General features: G+C 63.9%; 16 protein-coding genes. 7 read left to right on the top strand and 9 right to left on the bottom strand.

The annotated features are described in order from the left end of the window. Positions 1–93 precede the first annotated feature (93 nt). On the top strand, positions 94–486 hold the full coding sequence (locus tag KBW95_RS02390) for a GFA family protein (RefSeq protein WP_211524189.1): 393 nt from the start codon (positions 94–96) through the stop codon (positions 484–486). Here KBW95_RS02390 and KBW95_RS02385 read toward each other — a convergent pair. The 4 genes from KBW95_RS02385 to KBW95_RS02370 form a co-directional block, all read right to left on the bottom strand. Then, positions 483–1,100, bottom strand: a complete 618-nt coding sequence (locus KBW95_RS02385) for a methyltransferase domain-containing protein (protein WP_211524188.1) — start codon at positions 1,098–1,100, stop codon at positions 483–485. The two genes, KBW95_RS02390 and KBW95_RS02385, sit on opposite strands and share 4 nt — an antisense overlap. A gap of 10 nt (positions 1,101–1,110) precedes the next feature. Further along, on the bottom strand, positions 1,111–2,268 hold the full coding sequence (ccsB, locus tag KBW95_RS02380; RefSeq protein WP_211527395.1) for a c-type cytochrome biogenesis protein CcsB: 1,158 nt from the start codon (positions 2,266–2,268) through the stop codon (positions 1,111–1,113). A 23-nt stretch (positions 2,269–2,291) separates the two neighbouring features. Then, complete coding sequence (locus KBW95_RS02375; RefSeq protein ID WP_211527394.1) at positions 2,292–4,382, bottom strand: cytochrome c biogenesis protein ResB; 2,091 nt, start codon at positions 4,380–4,382, stop codon at positions 2,292–2,294. A 99-nt stretch (positions 4,383–4,481) separates the two neighbouring features. Then, positions 4,482–5,144, bottom strand: a complete 663-nt coding sequence (locus KBW95_RS02370; protein WP_211524185.1) for a cytochrome c — start codon at positions 5,142–5,144, stop codon at positions 4,482–4,484. 160 nt (positions 5,145–5,304) lie between these two features. Between KBW95_RS02370 and yihA the strand changes: the two genes are divergently transcribed. The 4 genes from yihA to KBW95_RS02350 all read left to right on the top strand — a co-directional run bounded on the left by yihA (position 5,305) and on the right by KBW95_RS02350 (position 8,591). Next, a complete protein-coding gene (gene yihA, locus KBW95_RS02365) occupies positions 5,305–6,006 on the top strand; it encodes a ribosome biogenesis GTP-binding protein YihA/YsxC (protein WP_211524184.1) in 702 nt (233 codons plus the stop codon). Positions 6,007–6,023: 17 nt separating this feature from the next. Further along, entirely contained in the window at positions 6,024–7,037 is a 1,014-nt protein-coding gene (hemB, locus tag KBW95_RS02360) for a porphobilinogen synthase (RefSeq protein WP_211527393.1), read from the top strand. Positions 7,038–7,237: 200 nt separating this feature from the next. Continuing rightward, positions 7,238–7,696 carry a carboxymuconolactone decarboxylase family protein gene (locus KBW95_RS02355; RefSeq protein WP_211527392.1) on the top strand — a complete coding sequence of 153 codons (459 nt, stop codon included), beginning with the start codon at positions 7,238–7,240 and terminating at the stop codon, positions 7,694–7,696. Beyond that, positions 7,689–8,591: an RNA polymerase sigma-70 factor gene (locus tag KBW95_RS02350; protein WP_373888745.1), complete on the top strand. Its 903-nt coding sequence runs from the start codon at positions 7,689–7,691 to the stop codon at positions 8,589–8,591. The genes KBW95_RS02355 and KBW95_RS02350 overlap by 8 nt, the downstream gene beginning before the upstream one ends. A gap of 21 nt (positions 8,592–8,612) precedes the next feature. Here KBW95_RS02350 and KBW95_RS02345 read toward each other — a convergent pair whose 3' ends face one another. Continuing rightward, positions 8,613–9,125 carry a GNAT family N-acetyltransferase gene (locus tag KBW95_RS02345; protein WP_211527390.1) on the bottom strand — a complete coding sequence of 171 codons (513 nt, stop codon included), beginning with the start codon at positions 9,123–9,125 and terminating at the stop codon, positions 8,613–8,615. A 571-nt stretch (positions 9,126–9,696) separates the two neighbouring features. Beyond that, positions 9,697–10,146 (bottom strand): carboxymuconolactone decarboxylase family protein, encoded by a 450-nt coding sequence (locus KBW95_RS02340; RefSeq protein ID WP_211526908.1) that lies wholly within the window; start codon positions 10,144–10,146, stop codon positions 9,697–9,699. 255 nt (positions 10,147–10,401) lie between these two features. Here KBW95_RS02340 and KBW95_RS02335 point away from each other — a divergent pair, with 255 nt between their 5' ends. Continuing rightward, positions 10,402–11,289, top strand: coding sequence for an RNA polymerase sigma-70 factor (locus KBW95_RS02335; RefSeq protein WP_211527389.1), 888 nt, complete (start codon positions 10,402–10,404; stop codon positions 11,287–11,289). A 6-nt stretch (positions 11,290–11,295) separates the two neighbouring features. Here the strand turns inward: KBW95_RS02335 and KBW95_RS02330 are convergent, their stop codons facing one another. Next, complete coding sequence (locus KBW95_RS02330; protein ID WP_373888741.1) at positions 11,296–13,284, bottom strand: alkaline phosphatase family protein; 1,989 nt, start codon at positions 13,282–13,284, stop codon at positions 11,296–11,298. A 266-nt stretch (positions 13,285–13,550) separates the two neighbouring features. On the opposite strand from KBW95_RS02330, the gene KBW95_RS02325 reads away from it, so the two are divergent. Beyond that, positions 13,551–15,074: a right-handed parallel beta-helix repeat-containing protein gene (locus KBW95_RS02325; RefSeq protein WP_211527388.1), complete on the top strand. Its 1,524-nt coding sequence runs from the start codon at positions 13,551–13,553 to the stop codon at positions 15,072–15,074. Here the strand turns inward: KBW95_RS02325 and KBW95_RS02320 are convergent. Together KBW95_RS02320 and KBW95_RS02315 are read right to left on the bottom strand one after the other, a co-directional pair. Next, entirely contained in the window at positions 15,067–15,378 is a 312-nt protein-coding gene (locus KBW95_RS02320) for a hypothetical protein (protein ID WP_229429488.1), read from the bottom strand. The two genes, KBW95_RS02325 and KBW95_RS02320, sit on opposite strands and share 8 nt — an antisense overlap. Then, the gene (locus KBW95_RS02315) at positions 15,375–16,277 is read right to left on the bottom strand and encodes a LysR family transcriptional regulator (RefSeq protein ID WP_211527387.1); all 903 of its coding nucleotides are present in this window, start codon (positions 16,275–16,277) and stop codon (positions 15,375–15,377) included. The genes KBW95_RS02320 and KBW95_RS02315 overlap by 4 nt, the downstream gene beginning before the upstream one ends. Positions 16,278–16,377: the final 100 nt, after the last annotated feature.

The raw sequence follows: 16,377 nt of genomic DNA, 5'->3' as shown, positions 1-16,377 counted from the left end.
GCCGACAATGCACGAGATCCGTGGCACAAAGCACCTGGATCGGGCGTCGAAAGGCGGCGCGGAACTCCCTGAAGGAATACAAGGAGACATCGCATGGACCGATTCACTGGCGGCTGCCTGTGCGGCGGCGTTCGCCTGGTGGCGACGGGACGTCCCTACCGCGTGGGTCTTTGCCATTGCCTCGATTGCCGCAAGCATCACGGCGCCCTGTTCTACGCCGCCGCGGTCTTCCCCCGGGATGCGGTCGAGGTCGACGGCGAGACGCGCGACTACGCCGGGCGGCACTTCTGCCCGCGCTGCGGCTCTTCCGTGTTCGCGCGCAGCGGGGACGAGACCGAGGTGCACCTGGGCGCCCTGGACGCGCCCGACCAGTTAATGCCGACCTACGAGAACTGGACCGTCCGGCGCGAATCCTGGCTGCCGGCCTTTCCGCTGGCGCGGCATTACGAAGGCAATCGCGAGGGCCGGGGCCGCACGGAAGACTAGCCGATGCCGCAAGCCGGGCGCTGGACGACGATGCAGAGGTGCTTTTCAGGCAGCTGGTCGAATTCGAGATGCCGGAGCATGCAGCCGGCCTCCCTGACGACGCCGAGCAGTCCCGGTATCCCGAGCGTGCCGTAATAGACCTCCGGCCCCATTGCCGCGTCGGTGTGCTCGCTCGGCTCGTCGAGCCCGCCTGCGGAGAAGAGGAAGACGCCGCCGGGTTCGAGCGCGCGCATGAGCTTCAGCATCAGCGGTCGCTGCCGGTCCAGCCGGATATGCCAGATGCTGTCCCAGGCCGAGATGAAGCGGTAGGCGTGCGGGGGCCGCCATGCGCAGACATCGGCGTGGTACAGCACGACATCGGGATCGGCCTGCCTGGCCAGCGCCAGCATGCGCGCCGAGATGTCGATGCCTTCGAGGCGCAAGCCGCGTTCGCGCAGCAGCGGATTGAAGCGGGTATTGCAGCCGCAGCCGACGCTCAGCGCCCGGCCCTTCGCGGCTTCCAAAAACGACAAGGCCTGCGCGTGCAGGCGCAGGCCGTTGCTGGGGTCGAATGCCGCATCGGTCCAGCGCTCGGCCAAGGCGTCGTAGGCCGAGGCGATGGACGCGTGATCCACGGCGGCCGGCTTACAGCGCCCCGTAGGAATGCAGGCCCGACAGGAACATGTTCACGCCCAGGAAGGCGAAGGTCGTCACCAGCAGGCCGACCAGCGCCCACCACGCCGCCATGCGGCCGCGCAAGCCGGACATCAGGCGCATGTGCAGCCAGGCCGCGTAGTTGAGCCAGACGATCAGCGCCCAGGTCTCCTTCGGGTCCCAGGACCAGTAGCCGCCCCAGGCCTCGGCCGCCCACAGCGCGCCCAGGATGGTGGCGACCGTGAAGAAGGCGAAACCGACCGAGATCGACTTGTACATCACGTCGTCCAGCACTTCCAGCGCGGGCAGGCGGTCGGCCAGGATGCCGTGCGACTTGAGCAGGTAGGCGGTGCCGACCATGGCGGCCAGCGCGAAGGTGCCGTAGCCGATGAAATTGGCCGGCACGTGGATCTTCATCCACCAGCTCTGCAGCGCCGGCACCAGCGGCTGGATGTCGGCGGCGTCGCGCGACACGGTGTACCACAGCAGGAAGGCGACCGCGGCCGAGATGATCAGCATCACGAAGGCGCCCAGCTGGCGGGTGGCGTAGCGGCCTTCGTAGTACAGGTAGAACAGGGCCGTGATCAGGGCGAACAGGATGAACACTTCGTACAGGTTCGACACCGGGATATGGCCCACGTCCGGCCCGATCAGGTAGGACTCGTACCAGCGCACCATCATGCCGGTGGCGCCCAGCACCACGCCGGCCCAGCACAGGTTGGCGCCGGCGCCGCTGCCGAAGCTGCCGCGGCTGAGCAGGCCGACCCAGTAGAACACGGTCGAGAACACGAACAGCGCGCTCATCCACAGGATCGCGGACTGGCTCGACAGCATGTACTTGAGGAAGAATTTCTGGTTGGCGGCCGCCAGCGAGCCGTCGTACAGCGAAATCGCCCACAGCGACAGCGCGCCCACCAGGGGCAGCAGCCAGCGCATCGGCTTCCAGTGCCAGCCCAGCGCCGCGAATACCGGCGCGGTGCACAGCAGGATGGCCTTTTCGTAGATGTCCATGTAGTCCGCGTAGCGGTTCAGCGCGAACAGCGCCGCCGCGCACAGGGCCAGGGCGTAGACCCAGTCGACGGCGTTCAGGCGGCGGAAGTAGCCCGGCTCTTCCTGGTAGGTGGACTGGCTTGCTTGGGACAATTCCATGGTGTTCTCCAGGCCGCTGCCGCTTAAGCTTGCGGCAGCTTGGCTTTCAGTTCGTCAAATTCGCGCTCGAAGTCGAGCGTCTTGCGCTGGGTGCTCATCGCCATCAGCGCGTGGGCGCCGCCCTCGTGCTCGGTCACCCAGACCCACATGCGTCGTTCACGAATATAAAACATTGCGAACACGCCGGCTACCAGCAGCAGACAGCCCAGGTAAACCACGCTCTTGCCCGGCGAACGGGTCAGCTGGAGCACCGAGGCCTTGATCTCGTTGAATTCTTCCAATTGCAGGTAGACCGGGGCGCCGTACAGGAAGCTGTCCGAGAGCGCATTGGTGGCCAGCTGCAGGAAGCGGCCGTTGGCCTCGGTCGGCTCGGCGGGCGCGCTGCCGGCCTGGGCGCGCGCGACCTGCCACAGCTCCCACAAGGTGCCGTTGAGCATCTTCATGAAGATATTGGCGGCCTTTTCCTGTTCGGCCTGGGGAATCTTTTCCAGGAACTGGGCCACGGCCACGAAGCCGCCGCGCCCGCTGCCCTCGCCGGAGAAGATCTCCAGGGTGCGGGCGCTCGATTCCTGGAGCTGGGACGCCAGGGCGCCGTCGCGCTGTTCCGGCGCCAGCGCACGCTGGGCGTAGCGCCGCGCCGCTTCGGCGCGCGCCTTCGGATCATTCAGGGCGGCGCGCAGGCGCATCCAGTCGCCCACGCCGTACTTGTCGTCGGCCGGAATGCGCAGGAAGCTGAACTGCTCAGCCGGGCTGGAGCGCACGCCGGCCAGGTAGACCTGCGATCCTTCCAGGGTCACCGGCTGCATGTAGTTCAGGAATTCGCGCGCCTGGCCGGTCTTGTCGCGCAGCTTATACTGCACGCTCGGGCCGACGTTCTTGAAATCCTTGCTGTTGGCATTCTTGGCGGCCGAGCCGGAGGCCTTGCCGAGGGTGGACGCGAACTGCTCCTCGAAGGATTCGCCCTTCTTGACGGCGCGCACGTCGCCGCTGGCGTTCACGTTCTCGACGTTGAACGGACGGAAGCCCGACCATTCGACGGCATAGGTCTCGCCGCCGGCCTTCAGCTCGGTGGAACCGTTGACTTCGCCGGTGAGCTGGAAGGGCTCGGCGCTGTTGCCCGCCATCGGGTGGCCAGTCAGCTTGAGCTTGCTGCCGCCGTCGTCGAAGCTCGACTGGTAGACGGCGATGCCCTTGTAGATCAGGGGCTGGTTGACCTTGATGCTGGCCGGGAAGGTATGGCCGTTCTCGAGGTCGCGCACCACCACTTCGCTGGCGAACAGCTTGGGTGCGCCGGTCGAGTAGAACTCGATGATGAATTTCTTCAGCTCGATGGAGAACGGCAGCTCCTGCACCAGCACGCCGTTCGGCTGGGTCAGGATGGCGGTATGGGTGGTCTGGCCTTCGGCGATCGCCGTGTTGCCGCGGAAGCTGGGGTTGGCCACGCTCAGGCGGTGCTGGGCGGGAATCTGGGCGATCACGCCGCCGCCCGTGAACGGGGTTTTGCCAAGGAACCACTGCTGGAAGCGCACCGGCAGCTCGGAATCGAGCATGCCGCCCAGCAGGATCACGATGATGGCCGAGTGCGCGAAGATATAGCCGAACTTGTTGCCGGCGCCTTTCTTGGCCGCCACCAGCACCCCGCCGTCCTTCTCGACGATCCTGGTGGCGTAGCCGGCATGGCGCAGGCGCGCCGCGGTCTGGGCGGCCAGGTCGGCGCGCTTCAGGGGCGCCAGCCATTCGACCTTGTGGTGGAAGTTGCGCAGCGAGACTTCGCGCACCTGTTCGCGCCAGCTGCGCATGTCGCGCAGCATCTTGGGCGTATTGCGCACCACGCACAGGCCGGTGGAGACGATCAGGGTGACCAGGATCAGCAGGAACCACCAGCTCGAATACACGCTGTACAGGCCCAGCTTGCCGAACACTTCGAACCAGAACGGGCCGAACTGGTTGACGTAATTGGGCATCGGCTCGTTCTGCTTGAGCACGGTGCCGATCATCGAGGCGATGGCGATGATCGTCAGCAGGCTGATCGCGAAACGCATCGACGAGACCAGCTCGACCGCCTCGGCCAGGCCACGGCGGCGGGTCTTCAGTTCAATTCCGGTGGTACTCATCTTCCACTACTCACATGAGGCGCGCAAACGCCTGAGCATACAGCAAAAAGGGCAGCCAGCTCGACGCCGCCGCCCTTTCTATTTCCTATGGTGCGCCGCTTATTTCAGGCCGGCGATGTAATCCGCCACGGCCTTCATTTCTTCCGGCGACATGCGCTGCGCCAGCGTGGTCATCTGGATGCTGTTCTTGCGTGCGCCGTTCTTGAAGTTTTCCAGCTGGGCGTAGGTGTAATCCTGGTGCTGGCCGGACAGGCGCGGGTATTGCGCCGGGATGCCGCTGCCGGTGGCGCCATGGCAGCTTGCGCAGGCGGCGACGCCCTTCTCGGCGATGCCGCCGCGGTAGATCTTGCGACCCAGTTCCACGGTATCCTTGTTCTTGGCGGCGCCCGGTTTCTGCTTCTGGGTGCCAAGGTAGGCGGCGATGTGCTTCTTCTCGTCGTCCGTCAGCATCTTGGCGTAGGTCGTCATGACCGGGTTCTGGCGTTGCGGGGTGGTGAAGTCGACCAGCTGCTTGTAGGTGTAAGCGTCGATCTGGCCAGCCAGCTTGGGATTGGCCACGATGGTCGAGTTGCCTGCGGCGCCATGGCAGGACATGCAGGCCGGCAGGCCGCGCGCGGCGTCGCCGGCGTCGTACAGGGTGCCGCCTTTGGCCGGATCCGGCTTGGCAGCGGCGGCCTTCGGTGCTTCGGCCGCGACAGCAGCACTACCGCAGACAGCCAGGGCAAACAGAGATTTCACCAACGCAAACGTCAAACGATTCATTCAAGCACCCTGAAAAAGTCGAAAACAAAATCGGAATGTCAGTGCAGCGGCCTTACCGGCCGCCCCTTGGGGTTCCCCTTCCTGGAGCGGCAAACAACCCCTTATTGTACAATAGCTTTGTTTCCTTATCGCCATTCTGTTGTCACTTACACCTCTTTCCATGTCCAAATTATGGCAGGCCCGGTTCTTTACGACCGTTAATCAGCTGCGCGATCTCCCTGGCACCCAGGTTCCCGAGATCGCTTTCGCCGGGCGCTCGAACGCGGGCAAATCCACGGCGATCAATATCCTGACCAACCAGAAGGGCCTGGCTTTTGCGTCCAAGACGCCGGGCCGCACCCAGCACATCAATTTCTTCTCGATCGGCGGCGCCCACGTGGGCCAGCACCGCAAGGATGCGGTGCGCGTCGACGAGATCGAAGCCCTGCTGGTCGACCTGCCGGGCTACGGCTATGCCGAAGTCTCGGGCAACGCCAAGCTGCACTGGCAAAAGCTGCTGGGCGACTACGTCCAGCGCCGCGAGCAGCTGGCCGCGCTGGTCCTGATCATGGATTCGCGCCGCCCGTTCACCGACCTCGACATCCAGATGCTCGAATGGTTCGCCCCGACCGGCAAGCCGATCCACTGCATCCTGACCAAGGTCGACAAGCTCAACCGCAACGAATCGACCAACGCCCTGCGCCAGGCGCGCCAGATCCTCGACAGCTATGTCGACGAGGAAGGCAACGGCTTCCCGTTCACGGTGCAGCTGTTCTCGGCCCTCAAGCGCGTGGGCATCGACGAAGCGAACGACAAGATCATCGAACTGCTGGGCCTGGCCGACGAGGAAGCGCCGCCGGCGGACGAACAGCCTACCGAATAACGTTGAGGAATACCGCGATGACCATCATCACCCCCGCCTCCTATCCCGCAGCCCGCATGCGCCGCATGCGCCGCGACCCGTTCTCGCGCGCCCTGATGCGCGAAAACGTCGTGACGCCCTCGGACCTGATCTACCCGGTGTTCATCCTCGACGGCCAGAACCAGCGCCAGCAGGTGGCGTCGATGCCGGGCGTGGAGCGGGTATCGGTGGACTTGCTGATGAAGGTCGCGGAGGAAAGCGTGGCGCTGGGCATCCCGGTGCTGGCGCTGTTCCCGGTGGTGGACGCCTCGCTGAAGACCTATGACGGCGTCGAAGCGACCAATCCGGAAGGCCTGGTGCCGCGCGCGGTGCGCGAGCTCAAGCGCAATTTCCCCGAGCTGGGCATCATGACCGACGTGGCGCTGGACCCGTACACGACCCACGGCCAGGACGGCCTGCCGGACGAGAACGGCTACATCGTCAACGAGAAGACCATCGAGATGCTGATCAGGCAGTCGCTGGCCCAGGCCGAAGCCGGCGTGGACGTGGTGGCGCCGTCGGACATGATGGACGGGCGCATCGGCGCCATCCGCAATGCGCTGGAAGGCCAGGGACACATCCATACCCGCATCATGGCTTACTCGGCCAAGTATGCCTCAAGCTTCTATGGTCCGTTCCGCGACGCGGTCGGCTCGGCCGCCAACCTGGGCAAGGCCGACAAGAACACCTACCAGATGGACCCGGCCAACAGCGACGAAGCCCTGCGCGAAGTGGCGCTCGACATCGCCGAAGGCGCGGACATGGTGATGGTCAAGCCGGGCATGCCTTACCTGGACGTGGTGCGCCGCGTGAAGGACGAGTTCAAGGTGCCGACCTTCGCTTACCAGGTCAGCGGCGAGTACGCGATGCTCAAGGCGGCGGCGCAGAACGGCTGGCTGGATCACGACAAGGTCATGATGGAGTCGATGATGGCCTTCAAGCGCGCCGGCGCGGATGGCGTACTGACTTATTTCGCGCTGGAGATCGCGCGCAAGCTCAAAGCGCAAAGCTAAGCACCAGCTACGTAAGAACATCCGTCGTCCCCGCGCAGGCGGGGATCCAAGTGCTGCCGGCGTTATCGATACGCATGCAAACTTGGGTCCCCGCCTGCGCGGGGACGACGTTTTTGCGCTAGTGGGAAAAAAGCTGTCACAGACATGGAGGCTGAAACGTCTAATGGTTGTACCAACCAAATCAGCAAAGGAACCCATTCATGTCCTCCCTCCGCCTCCCCTACTACTCCCTCTCCCCCGCCGCCTACCGCGCCCTGGCCGCCGCCGAAACCGCCGTCGAAGCCTCCCCGCTCGGAAAACAGCTGGTCCGCCTGGTCTTCCTGCGCGTCTCGCAAATCAACGGCTGCGCCTTCTGCGTCGACAAGCACGCGCGCGACCTCATCAGGGATGGCGAAGACTTCCAGCGCATCAACAGCTTGAGCACCTGGCGCGAAACCGGGTTCTACACGGCCCGCGAGCGCGCCGCCCTGGCCTGGGCCGAAGCGGCGACCCGCCTCGAGCACGGCGAGGTGCCCGATGGCGTATTCTTGCCCTTGAAGGAGCATTTCACCGAGCAGGAGATTTCCGACCTCGGCTTCGCGACCGCCCTGATGAATGCCTGGAACCGTATGGCGATCGGCTTCCGCCAGCCGGTGGCCCGGGCGGCATTCCCTGACTGAGACAGCAATGGACCAGCACGACGACACCCGCCAGTTCGCAGCCCTGCGCCCGCGCCTGTTCTCGGTTGCCTACCGCATGCTGGGCATCCGCGCCGACGCCGAGGACGTGGTGCAGGACGCCTGGCTGCGCTGGAGCGATCCGGCGCGCGGCCCCGTGCAATCGGGCGAAGCCTGGCTGGTCTCGGTGGTGACGCGCCTGTCCATCGACCGCCTGCGCGCGGCCAAGGTCCAGCGCGAGCATTACATCGGCGAATGGCTGCCGGAACCGCTCATCGAAGTCGACGAGCGCACGCCCGAGGACGCCGCCGAGCTGGCCAGCGAGCTGTCGGTGGCGCTGATGTGGGTGCTGGAGCGCCTCGCGCCCGAGGAACGCGCCGCCTTCCTGCTGCGCCAGGCCTTCGACCAGGACTACGGCGAGCTGGCGGCGGTGCTCGGCAAGAGCGAGGCCGCGTGCCGCCAGCTGGTGCACCGCGCCAGCGAACGGGTGCGGCGGGAGACGCCGCGCTTCCAGGTCAGGAAAGATGTACACCGTCAGCTGCTCGAACGCTTCCTGCAGGCCGCCAGCCGCGGCGACCAGGCCGCGCTCAAGGGCCTGCTGGCCGACGATGTGGCCATCGTGGCCGATGGCGGCGGCAAGGTGGCGTCCTTCATGAAGATCGTTCGCGGGGCGGAGCGGATCGCCAACCTGTACAAGGCCGTCCACCTGCGCAATGCGCCGCGGCTGGCGTACAAGATGGCGCTGATCAACGGCGAGCCAGGCCTGCTGCGCTATGTCGACGGGCAGCTCGAATCGGCCCAGGCCTTCGTCACCGATGGCGAGCGCATCGTCGCGATCTACGCGATGCGCAATCCCGACAAGCTCGGCGCGATCGATGCGGCGCCCTGGAGCGCCTGAGATCAGGCAGGCCCGACGCGACTAGGTAATCTCGATCCAATAGCGACGCGCCAGCTGCCCTTCGTCGAAGGTAGTGCGCTCAAAAACGCCGCCATTCGACTCAATGGCTTTCCAGGATCCGACATTGGCGTCCTTACAGGTGACAAGGAGGCGAGACAGCCCGATTTTCTTCGCTTCGGGAAGAGCGAGGGCCAGCATCCTGGTCGCATAAGCCTTGCGCCTTTCGCTCGGGCAGATGCCATAGCCAATGTGGCCACCAGTCTCGATGAGATTCGGGTGGTTGATATGGTGGCGAATCTGGATGGCGCCGAAAAGTTTCGAACATTCGGTATCGGCGAGAAAAAACAGGTGTGCAGGCACTTTCGCTGGATCCGATTCCGCCGGTTCGCGCTGTACGATCGAAAGAAACTCGTCGAAGTCTTTTCCCGCAAAAAGCTTACCCGGAGACGTGGGCGTTTCGACACTACGCCACCCCTTAACCATGTCTTCGTAGGCAGCGCGATGTCTTTCGTTTGGAAATTCCAGGATGAGCATAGGGGGTAAATGCCGACATTGATGCTCAGCCTGACAAGCCTTACACATCGCGCCAAATTCGCTGACCTGATGAGTACTGCCGCGGGCGAAAGCTCACGTTCAAGATGGTTCAGTGTACGCGGCCATTGCTTTCCAAGCAACTAGCGGACTTGTCAGGTGCTCCCAGTCCAGGTCCCTCAAATCAGTGCTTCCTCAAGACTTGCTCGGCAGCCGAAGCAAGACGTACGCTTTGGATTAAGTATATTTAACAAGCGCTTCGCCATTCTCGCGTTATAGCGATGCCACTCGACCCATGGTCCCGGCCTCATGGCTAGCTCGTGCTGAGCTTTCAGGTCGCGCCGCAATGCGTCGAGCAAGGCGCTACGTTCGTGACTCAGCAGGGAATAGTTGTGGAATACCATTACAGGTCCTTTCAACGTCAGTGAAGGCACTACGGCTGATCCGATGAAACAGTGCTCCCTGGCCGTAGGCTTAAATCATGTACGGCACGCGCTTGCTTGAGCGCTGGCGTCTTCTGCATCAATGGCTACGCGGGAGGCGGGAGTAGCCAGGCACTCCCGCCCAACATCCTTCACGCTTTTGCAAGTGGCTTCATCCGGAAGCTGATTCCCATCCGATTAATCGCATTCATTGCTGCAATCACAAGCGTCAGTTCGACCAGGTTCTTTTCTCCAAACGTAGACATCGCTGCGGCATATGCATCGTCGGAAGCGTGGGTTTCGCTGACATGCGTTACTTCTTCCGTCCATGCCAGCGCTGCGCGTTCCTGGTCCGAAAACAGATAGGCCGCTTCCTCCCATACCGGCACCAGGACGATCTTGTCGACCGACATGCCACTCTTGATGAGGTCGCGGGTATGAATGTCGATACAGTGGGCGCAGCCGTTCAGTTGCGAGGTTCTTAAAAATACCAAATGGATTAATTCCTCCGGCAGGCTCGTGCCGGTTGTAACGTAATGATGAAGTGCACCGACGGCTTTAGCACCTTCAGCGGACACCTGGAACCAGTTTGGGCGTTTCATGAAATCTTCCTTATGTAAGTTGGCGATGACGGTTAGCGGCACCGCTGCTTGTAAGACGGCCGATGCGGCAGGTTTGTGACAGTCGCACGCCGATTTACACGGGAAAGGTTTCACGTGTCCCTGGCAATCTCCCCGATGTGATGGCAATACCAGCGATAAAAGTTTCCAGAGCTGTCACAAGGGGCGAGCCCAGTCCGTCTAGGAAGCATGAAGGTATAGGGTGAAAGGCGCTGCCCGGCTACCATAGGAGAGACCATGACTGATCACGCTCGCATAAACCCGGAAGCAATATTCGACGCGCTGCGTCCGCGCCTGTTTTCGATTGCATACCGGATGCTTGGTATCCGTGCGGATGCCGAGGATGTCGTGCAGGATGCCTGGCTACGCTGGCATGACGCTTCCAAGGACCAGATCCTGTCCCACGAGGCATGGCTGGTCACCGTGACAACCCGCCTCGCGATCGATCGCCTGCGAACGGCAAAGCGCGATCGCGAGGCTTATATCGGTTGGTGGCTACCGGAACCGCTAGTGGAACTCGACGAGAGGACACCCGAGAGTACGCTTGAACTGGCTAACGACGTTTCGGTTGCCTTCATGTGGGTCCTGGAGCGCCTGTCCGCCGAAGAACGTGCAGCTTTCCTGATGAGGCAAGTATTCGACGCCGATTACGCCGAGATCGCCGAGGTAGTGAAGAAGTCGGAGCCGGCTTGCCGACAACTCGTGCATCGTGCAGCGGTGCGCGTTCAGCAGGAACGTCCGCGCTTTGACGTCCCCAAGGACAAACATCGCGAATTGCTTGGCAGGTTCATCGAAGCCGCAAGGCAGGGCAATCGCGCGGACATGCGCGCCTTGATGTCCGACGAGGTGCAGCTGGTGGCCGACGGCGGGGGCAAGGCCAAGTCATTCATGCATGTCCTGAAGGGCGCAGGGCGGGTGGCAGGCGTATTCTGGACACTCGAGCTCAAGTATCCCATGCAGGTTTCTTACAAGACTGCCCTGGTGAATGGCGAGCCAGGCTTGCTGCGCTATGTGCAAGGAAAGCTGGAATCCGTACAGTCGTTTATCGTCGATAAGGAACGGATCGTGGCAGTCTTTATCATGCGTAATCCGGAAAAGCTGGCGTCGGTCCCCCAGGCGCTTTGATACTGATCAGTGCTTGCCCAAGGGCTGCTCGGCCGCCGCCGCAAGAGACGGTTCCTGCTCCGGCGCCAGGAACCGGGTCGACGGCCGGCCATCGGCGTTGTGCTGCACGATGCGCAGCGGCCGTCCCTGTGCATCGAGCCACACCTGGCCGATGCCGGCGCCGTTCCAGACGCGCTCGCCATGCTGGCGCCGGTCGGGCAGGTGCGGCGTGAAGACGAGATCGCGGCGCTTGGTGAACCAGTTCAGCGGCGAGCGCGGAGAATACAGCCAGCGATTGAGGCGGTCGAGCCAGTCGAGCAGGCGGCGCGGGAATTCGTTCTTGATCCCGCTGCTGGTGATCTGCCAGATATGCGGCGGCCGGTCCGAGTCGCGCAGCTCGACATCGTAGGCGAACGAGTAGTGCACATCGCCCGACAGGACCACGTAATTGCCCGGGGTGCGCGAATGGCTGAAGATATTCAGCATGCTGCCGGCCGCGCCGCGATGCGCCATCCAGTTCTCGGCGTCGACGCTCAGGGCCAGTCCCGCAGAGGTGGCGATCCTTTGCACCACCTCGATCAGCTTGACCCCGAACATGGGCGTGGGCGAGACGATGACGGCTTCCGTTTCGTCCAGCAGCTCGTGCTGCAGCTCGGTCAGCGCTTCCCAATCCATCAGGCCAGACGGATGGCCGGGCCGGTACCGGTTGCGCCAGCGCCGGGTGCGGGTATCGAGCACGATGACCGTGGGCTTGGTCCGCACGACGTAGCCCCACTGGCGGAAAGACAGCAGGCGCTTGACCAGCGCGTCCTGCACCGGCGCGTCCAGCCGGCCGTCCGGAGCGGCGGTGGCGGCCAGCGCCGCCAGCTCGTCCAGCGCCGTCCCGAACATCTCCGGACGGTTGCCCCAGCCCTGGCACAGCATATAGGCGACCAGCGCATTGCCCACGATGCGGCGCGCGAACGGATGCCCGTAGACGGTGGACTCCCACTTGGCCGACAGGTTCCAGTCGTCGGAGATGTCGTGGTCGTCGAAAATCATCAAGGTCTGCACGTGCGCCAGCAGCCGTGCCGCCTGCGGCAGGTCGCGGCGGAAGCCCGCCAGCGCCCCTGACTCGCGCCGCCAGCGGCCCGCATACCTGGACGCAAGCGCGGGCGGCGGCGCATCCGCCACCAGCTGCCATGGCACGGGCGACCAGACCAGCAGGTACATGGCCATCACCTCGGCCAGGGTCACCAGGTGGTTGTGCGCATTGGCCGTGGTGAAGATCGGCTTTTCGCTGCCGCCGAAAAAGCGCTCGCGCAGCGCCCGGTTGGACTTAAACGCAGGCAGCAGCTCTTCGCGCCGGTAGTAACTGGCCGCATGGCGGTACAGCGCCTCGCTGTCGGCGACCACCGCGCCTTCCAGGCATTCGCCATACAGGCCCAGGCGCCGGATCAGCGCGTGGATCGCCGCCAGCATCGGCCCTGCCACATCGTCGGCATACACCTGGTCGCCGCACAGCATGAGCATGGCGGGCCGCTCGTCGGCCCGTTCGACGTGCTCGGCCAGCAAGGCGTCGGCGCGCGCCAGGCCATCGGGCGCGGGATGATGCGGCTTGCGGCAGGAGCCGAACAGGATATTGTCGCTGCGGCTGCGCAGCACCATGTTCGGCCGCACCGCGCCCGCATGCAGCAGGTGCGGCGCCCAAATCGCGATGCCGGCCTCGCTGCCATCGCCCTGCGTGATGACCAGGTCGTACTCGATGATCGTGTCTTGCGGCAGCGGCTCGGGCAGTGCGACATCGATCAGGTGCACGCAGGCGTGGCGGCCGACGCGGATCACCCGGCAGCGGCGCGTGTCCAGGGGCAAGCGCCTGGGTGCGCCTTCCCTGGGCGCCAGCACCAGGGTCAGGTCGAGCGGTGCACTGCCGACCAGCCATAGCACCAGGCGGTCCGGCTCGAGACGGCGCAGGATTGGACCGGCAAGGACGGGCGGCAGGCCTTCGGAAACAGGAGTCGGGAACAATCGGTGCACTACGCTGGTTGAAAGAACGGATCAGTGTAGCAGACACGCCGGACCGCCCGGTCATCCGGCAGGCCCTTCGGACACGCCGCACATGCTGACCTACTTAACGGCAGGCATTGGCATTACCGCAACTCGACATGGAAATAGCCCAATGGTTTTAACAAAGAGTCGTTGCTAGCTTGCGACCACAAAGCGTAGCATCGTCATGGCGGTCAGAACACTTGGTGAATACGGACTAGCGCCATGTTTGTCAGATCTTGATTGAAGGGACCGTTATGAGCAAGAGAAGAGACTTCCTTCGGGTTGCCTCCGGCGTGGGCGTCTCCGCATGCGCGGCAGCCATGCTGCCGCGGTTCGCACTGGCCCAAAGCGGACGCAGCACGAATGTGCATTACATCGATCCAACTGCCGCCGGTCCAGGTGACGGAACGCTTGCCAACCCGTTCCGCTCATGGACCAGCGTTACCTGGCTGCCCGGCCATACCTACCTGCAGAAACGGGGCACCACGTATTCGGGCGTGTTCCGGGTGTCGGCGAGCGGCACCGCGTCGCAGCGCATCACCGTTGGCGCCTACTATCGATCCAATGGCGGCGACGATACCTCGCAGCCGAAACCGGTCATTCTCCTGCCCGGGGCGCCCACCCTGCCGGCCAGCGGCGCCTCGGTCGCGGTGTACAAGCAGGAGCGCGATTTCGTCACCTACCGGAACCTGGACATCCGGAATCCTGCCTTCCCGGAAGACAGCGACGTGGCGATCATCTGGCTGGGCAATGACTGCATCTTCGAAAATAACAACGTGACGTCGAATTGCGGCGGCGTGTATGTCTTCGAAAAAAACCGCGTGACCATCTCCAACTGTGTGTTCGACGTCATCAGCAACGGGCCCACGCACGGCAACCAGGGGATACTGGTCGCCGCGAACGGCACTATCGACGACATCCGCCTGCTCACTAATACGGTCCGCCACCGCGGCGGCGGCACGGCGGCATCGCACGGCATTCGCTGTGAAACCTACACCAGCACCGCTTTCCTCACGCGCCTTGTGATTCGCGGGAACCGCGTGTCTCCGCCAGCCGGCGTCGATTACAGCCCGAACCGCGGAGCGATCGGCATTTTCCTCGTCCGCGGGGAAGCCGCCACGCTGGACAAGAATACCGTGACCGGGATGTTGAGCGGCATCTTCATCAACAGTGGCGATCGCAGCTATGTGGGCAACAATAACTGCAGCAAGAATATGAATTTCGGCATTCATATCACCGGCCGCGCCAAGTCTTACATTATCGAGCGCAACACCTGCAATTCCAATGGCGGGGCATTGAGCAGCACCTATTACGGCCGGGGCATCGAGCTGTCGTCGGCGGCCGGACAGGACGCCGTCTCCGGGCATACGATCCGCTACAACACCTGCAGGTTCAACCTGAACTACGGCGGCCCACGGGACAATGGCTCGGAAGGCGTCGGCATCGGTGTGGACGATGGCGCCTGCAAGTGCTCGGTTTACGGCAACATTGTCTCGAACAATGAAGGGAACGGCATCCAGGTCTACGGCGGCGGCGACAGGGCCAAATGGACGGATACGGGCGGCCACACGATCGATGCCAACAAGATGGATTCAAACTGCGCTTTTTCGGTCATGGGCCGGCGCAGCGGCGGGAAGACGCCCAGCCCGTTTCAGGCGCACATCTCGCTGACTTACGTCTACGGCAGCCCCACCGTGGTTTCCAACAACACCTTCTCGGGAAGCACGTCCATGAAGGTCTACATCGACGGCACGGACGAGAACGTCACTGTCAAGTGAGAGACGTGCCAGGCCCTTGGTAGAGTTTGCCGGCCGCATTCCTCAGCCCGGCATCGGGCAGGAAGCGGTCCGCGATCACGAGGATCGCATTCAGATTGTTCCTGAGCTTTTCCAGCTCGACTTCGCCCGGAGCGATGGCGGTCTGCAGCAGGTGGATGGCCATGTCGGCCATGAGCAGGCGCTGCTTGTCCAGCCAGGCAGCGCCATCGTTCGGGCCGGCGGGGTGGGCGTGATAGCTTTCCTCGACGGCGCCATGGATGTCCCAGCCCATCCTTACCAGTTCGTTTCTCTTGTGGTCGTTCATTGTTTGTCTCGAATGTGTTCAAAAGCCGGGTGTCCGGACAAGCTGGCATACAGGAAGTCGGTGAAGCTGCGGATCCGGTTGACCCGCCGCAGGTCCGGATGGGTGAGGATCCAGACCTCGGTGTCCAGCGCCGGATCGGGCGGGGCCAGCCGCACCAGCCCGGGCTTGCCGTCGGCAAGCAGGCCCAGCAGCATACCCATCCCCATCCCGGCCTCCACGGCGCTTGCCATGCCCAGCAGCGAGTCCACGCTGGCCACATGCTGCTCCGCCGGCACGCGCTCGCGCAGCCAGCGCGCCTGGGCCAGGTGGGCCAGCGCCTCGTCCGGGGCCACCCAACCGTGGGCCGCCCAGTCGTCGTCCCGTTTCCCTTCTTCGCGGGCGCGCCGCAGGTAGGCCTCCGATGCGTAGGGCGCCGTCTGCACGCTGCCGAGCTTGCGGCCGACGAGATTGTCCGGCGGCGTGTTGGTCGGCCGGATCGCCACGTCCGCATCGCGCCGGGTCAGGTTGAGGAAGCTGTTGGCGACCGTGAGCTGCAGCCGGATGCCGGGATGGGCCTGGCGGAAGGCGGACAAGACCGGCAGCAGCAGGCCATGCAGCAGGGTGTCGGTGGTGGTGACGCGGATCGTTCCCTGCAGCGCGGCATTGCGGCCGCTGATGCGGCGCTCGGCCTCTTCCATGTTCTCGCCGACCGGCGCCAGCAAGGCCAGCAATTCCTCGCCCGTCGCGGTCAACACATAGCCGCTCTGGAAGCGCTCGAACAGGCGCGCATCGAGCGCGGCCTCGAGCTTGTCGAGGCGCCTCAGGATGGTCGAATGGCTCTGGCCGAGCCGGCGTGCGGCGGCCGACAGCGATCCGGTCTCGGCAACGGTGAGGAAGTAGCGGCAGTCGTCCCAGTCCATGATTGTGCAAATGTGGCGAACCGATATGCGAAAACGTCGAATTGTTCGCCATTCTTGCACAAGCTAGGCTGTCAGGCATTGCTAAACCTGAAGGAGCCTG

This window comes from Massilia sp. ZL223 (genome assembly GCF_018119395.1).
Classification (GTDB): Bacteria; Pseudomonadota; Gammaproteobacteria; order Burkholderiales; family Burkholderiaceae_D; genus Telluria.
Note: the sequence above shows the minus strand (reverse complement) of the source record. Positions and strands in the feature narration are given on the sequence as shown.

Coding starts and splice junctions, on each gene's coding strand:
- KBW95_RS02320 (WP_229429488.1), bottom strand. CDS start 15,378: ATGAACGACCACAAGAGAAACGAACTGGTAAGGATGGGCTGGGACATC.
- KBW95_RS02370 (WP_211524185.1), bottom strand. CDS start 5,144: ATGAATCGTTTGACGTTTGCGTTGGTGAAATCTCTGTTTGCCCTGGCT.
- KBW95_RS02345 (WP_211527390.1), bottom strand. CDS start 9,125: ATGCTCATCCTGGAATTTCCAAACGAAAGACATCGCGCTGCCTACGAA.
- KBW95_RS02315 (WP_211527387.1), bottom strand. CDS start 16,277: ATGGACTGGGACGACTGCCGCTACTTCCTCACCGTTGCCGAGACCGGA.
- KBW95_RS02375 (WP_211527394.1), bottom strand. CDS start 4,382: ATGAGTACCACCGGAATTGAACTGAAGACCCGCCGCCGTGGCCTGGCC.
- ccsB (WP_211527395.1), bottom strand. CDS start 2,268: ATGGAATTGTCCCAAGCAAGCCAGTCCACCTACCAGGAAGAGCCGGGC.
- hemB (WP_211527393.1), top strand. CDS start 6,024: ATGACCATCATCACCCCCGCCTCCTATCCCGCAGCCCGCATGCGCCGC.
- KBW95_RS02355 (WP_211527392.1), top strand. CDS start 7,238: ATGTCCTCCCTCCGCCTCCCCTACTACTCCCTCTCCCCCGCCGCCTAC.
- KBW95_RS02340 (WP_211526908.1), bottom strand. CDS start 10,146: ATGAAACGCCCAAACTGGTTCCAGGTGTCCGCTGAAGGTGCTAAAGCC.
- KBW95_RS02335 (WP_211527389.1), top strand. CDS start 10,402: ATGACTGATCACGCTCGCATAAACCCGGAAGCAATATTCGACGCGCTG.
- yihA (WP_211524184.1), top strand. CDS start 5,305: ATGTCCAAATTATGGCAGGCCCGGTTCTTTACGACCGTTAATCAGCTG.
- KBW95_RS02390 (WP_211524189.1), top strand. CDS start 94: ATGGACCGATTCACTGGCGGCTGCCTGTGCGGCGGCGTTCGCCTGGTG.
- KBW95_RS02325 (WP_211527388.1), top strand. CDS start 13,551: ATGAGCAAGAGAAGAGACTTCCTTCGGGTTGCCTCCGGCGTGGGCGTC.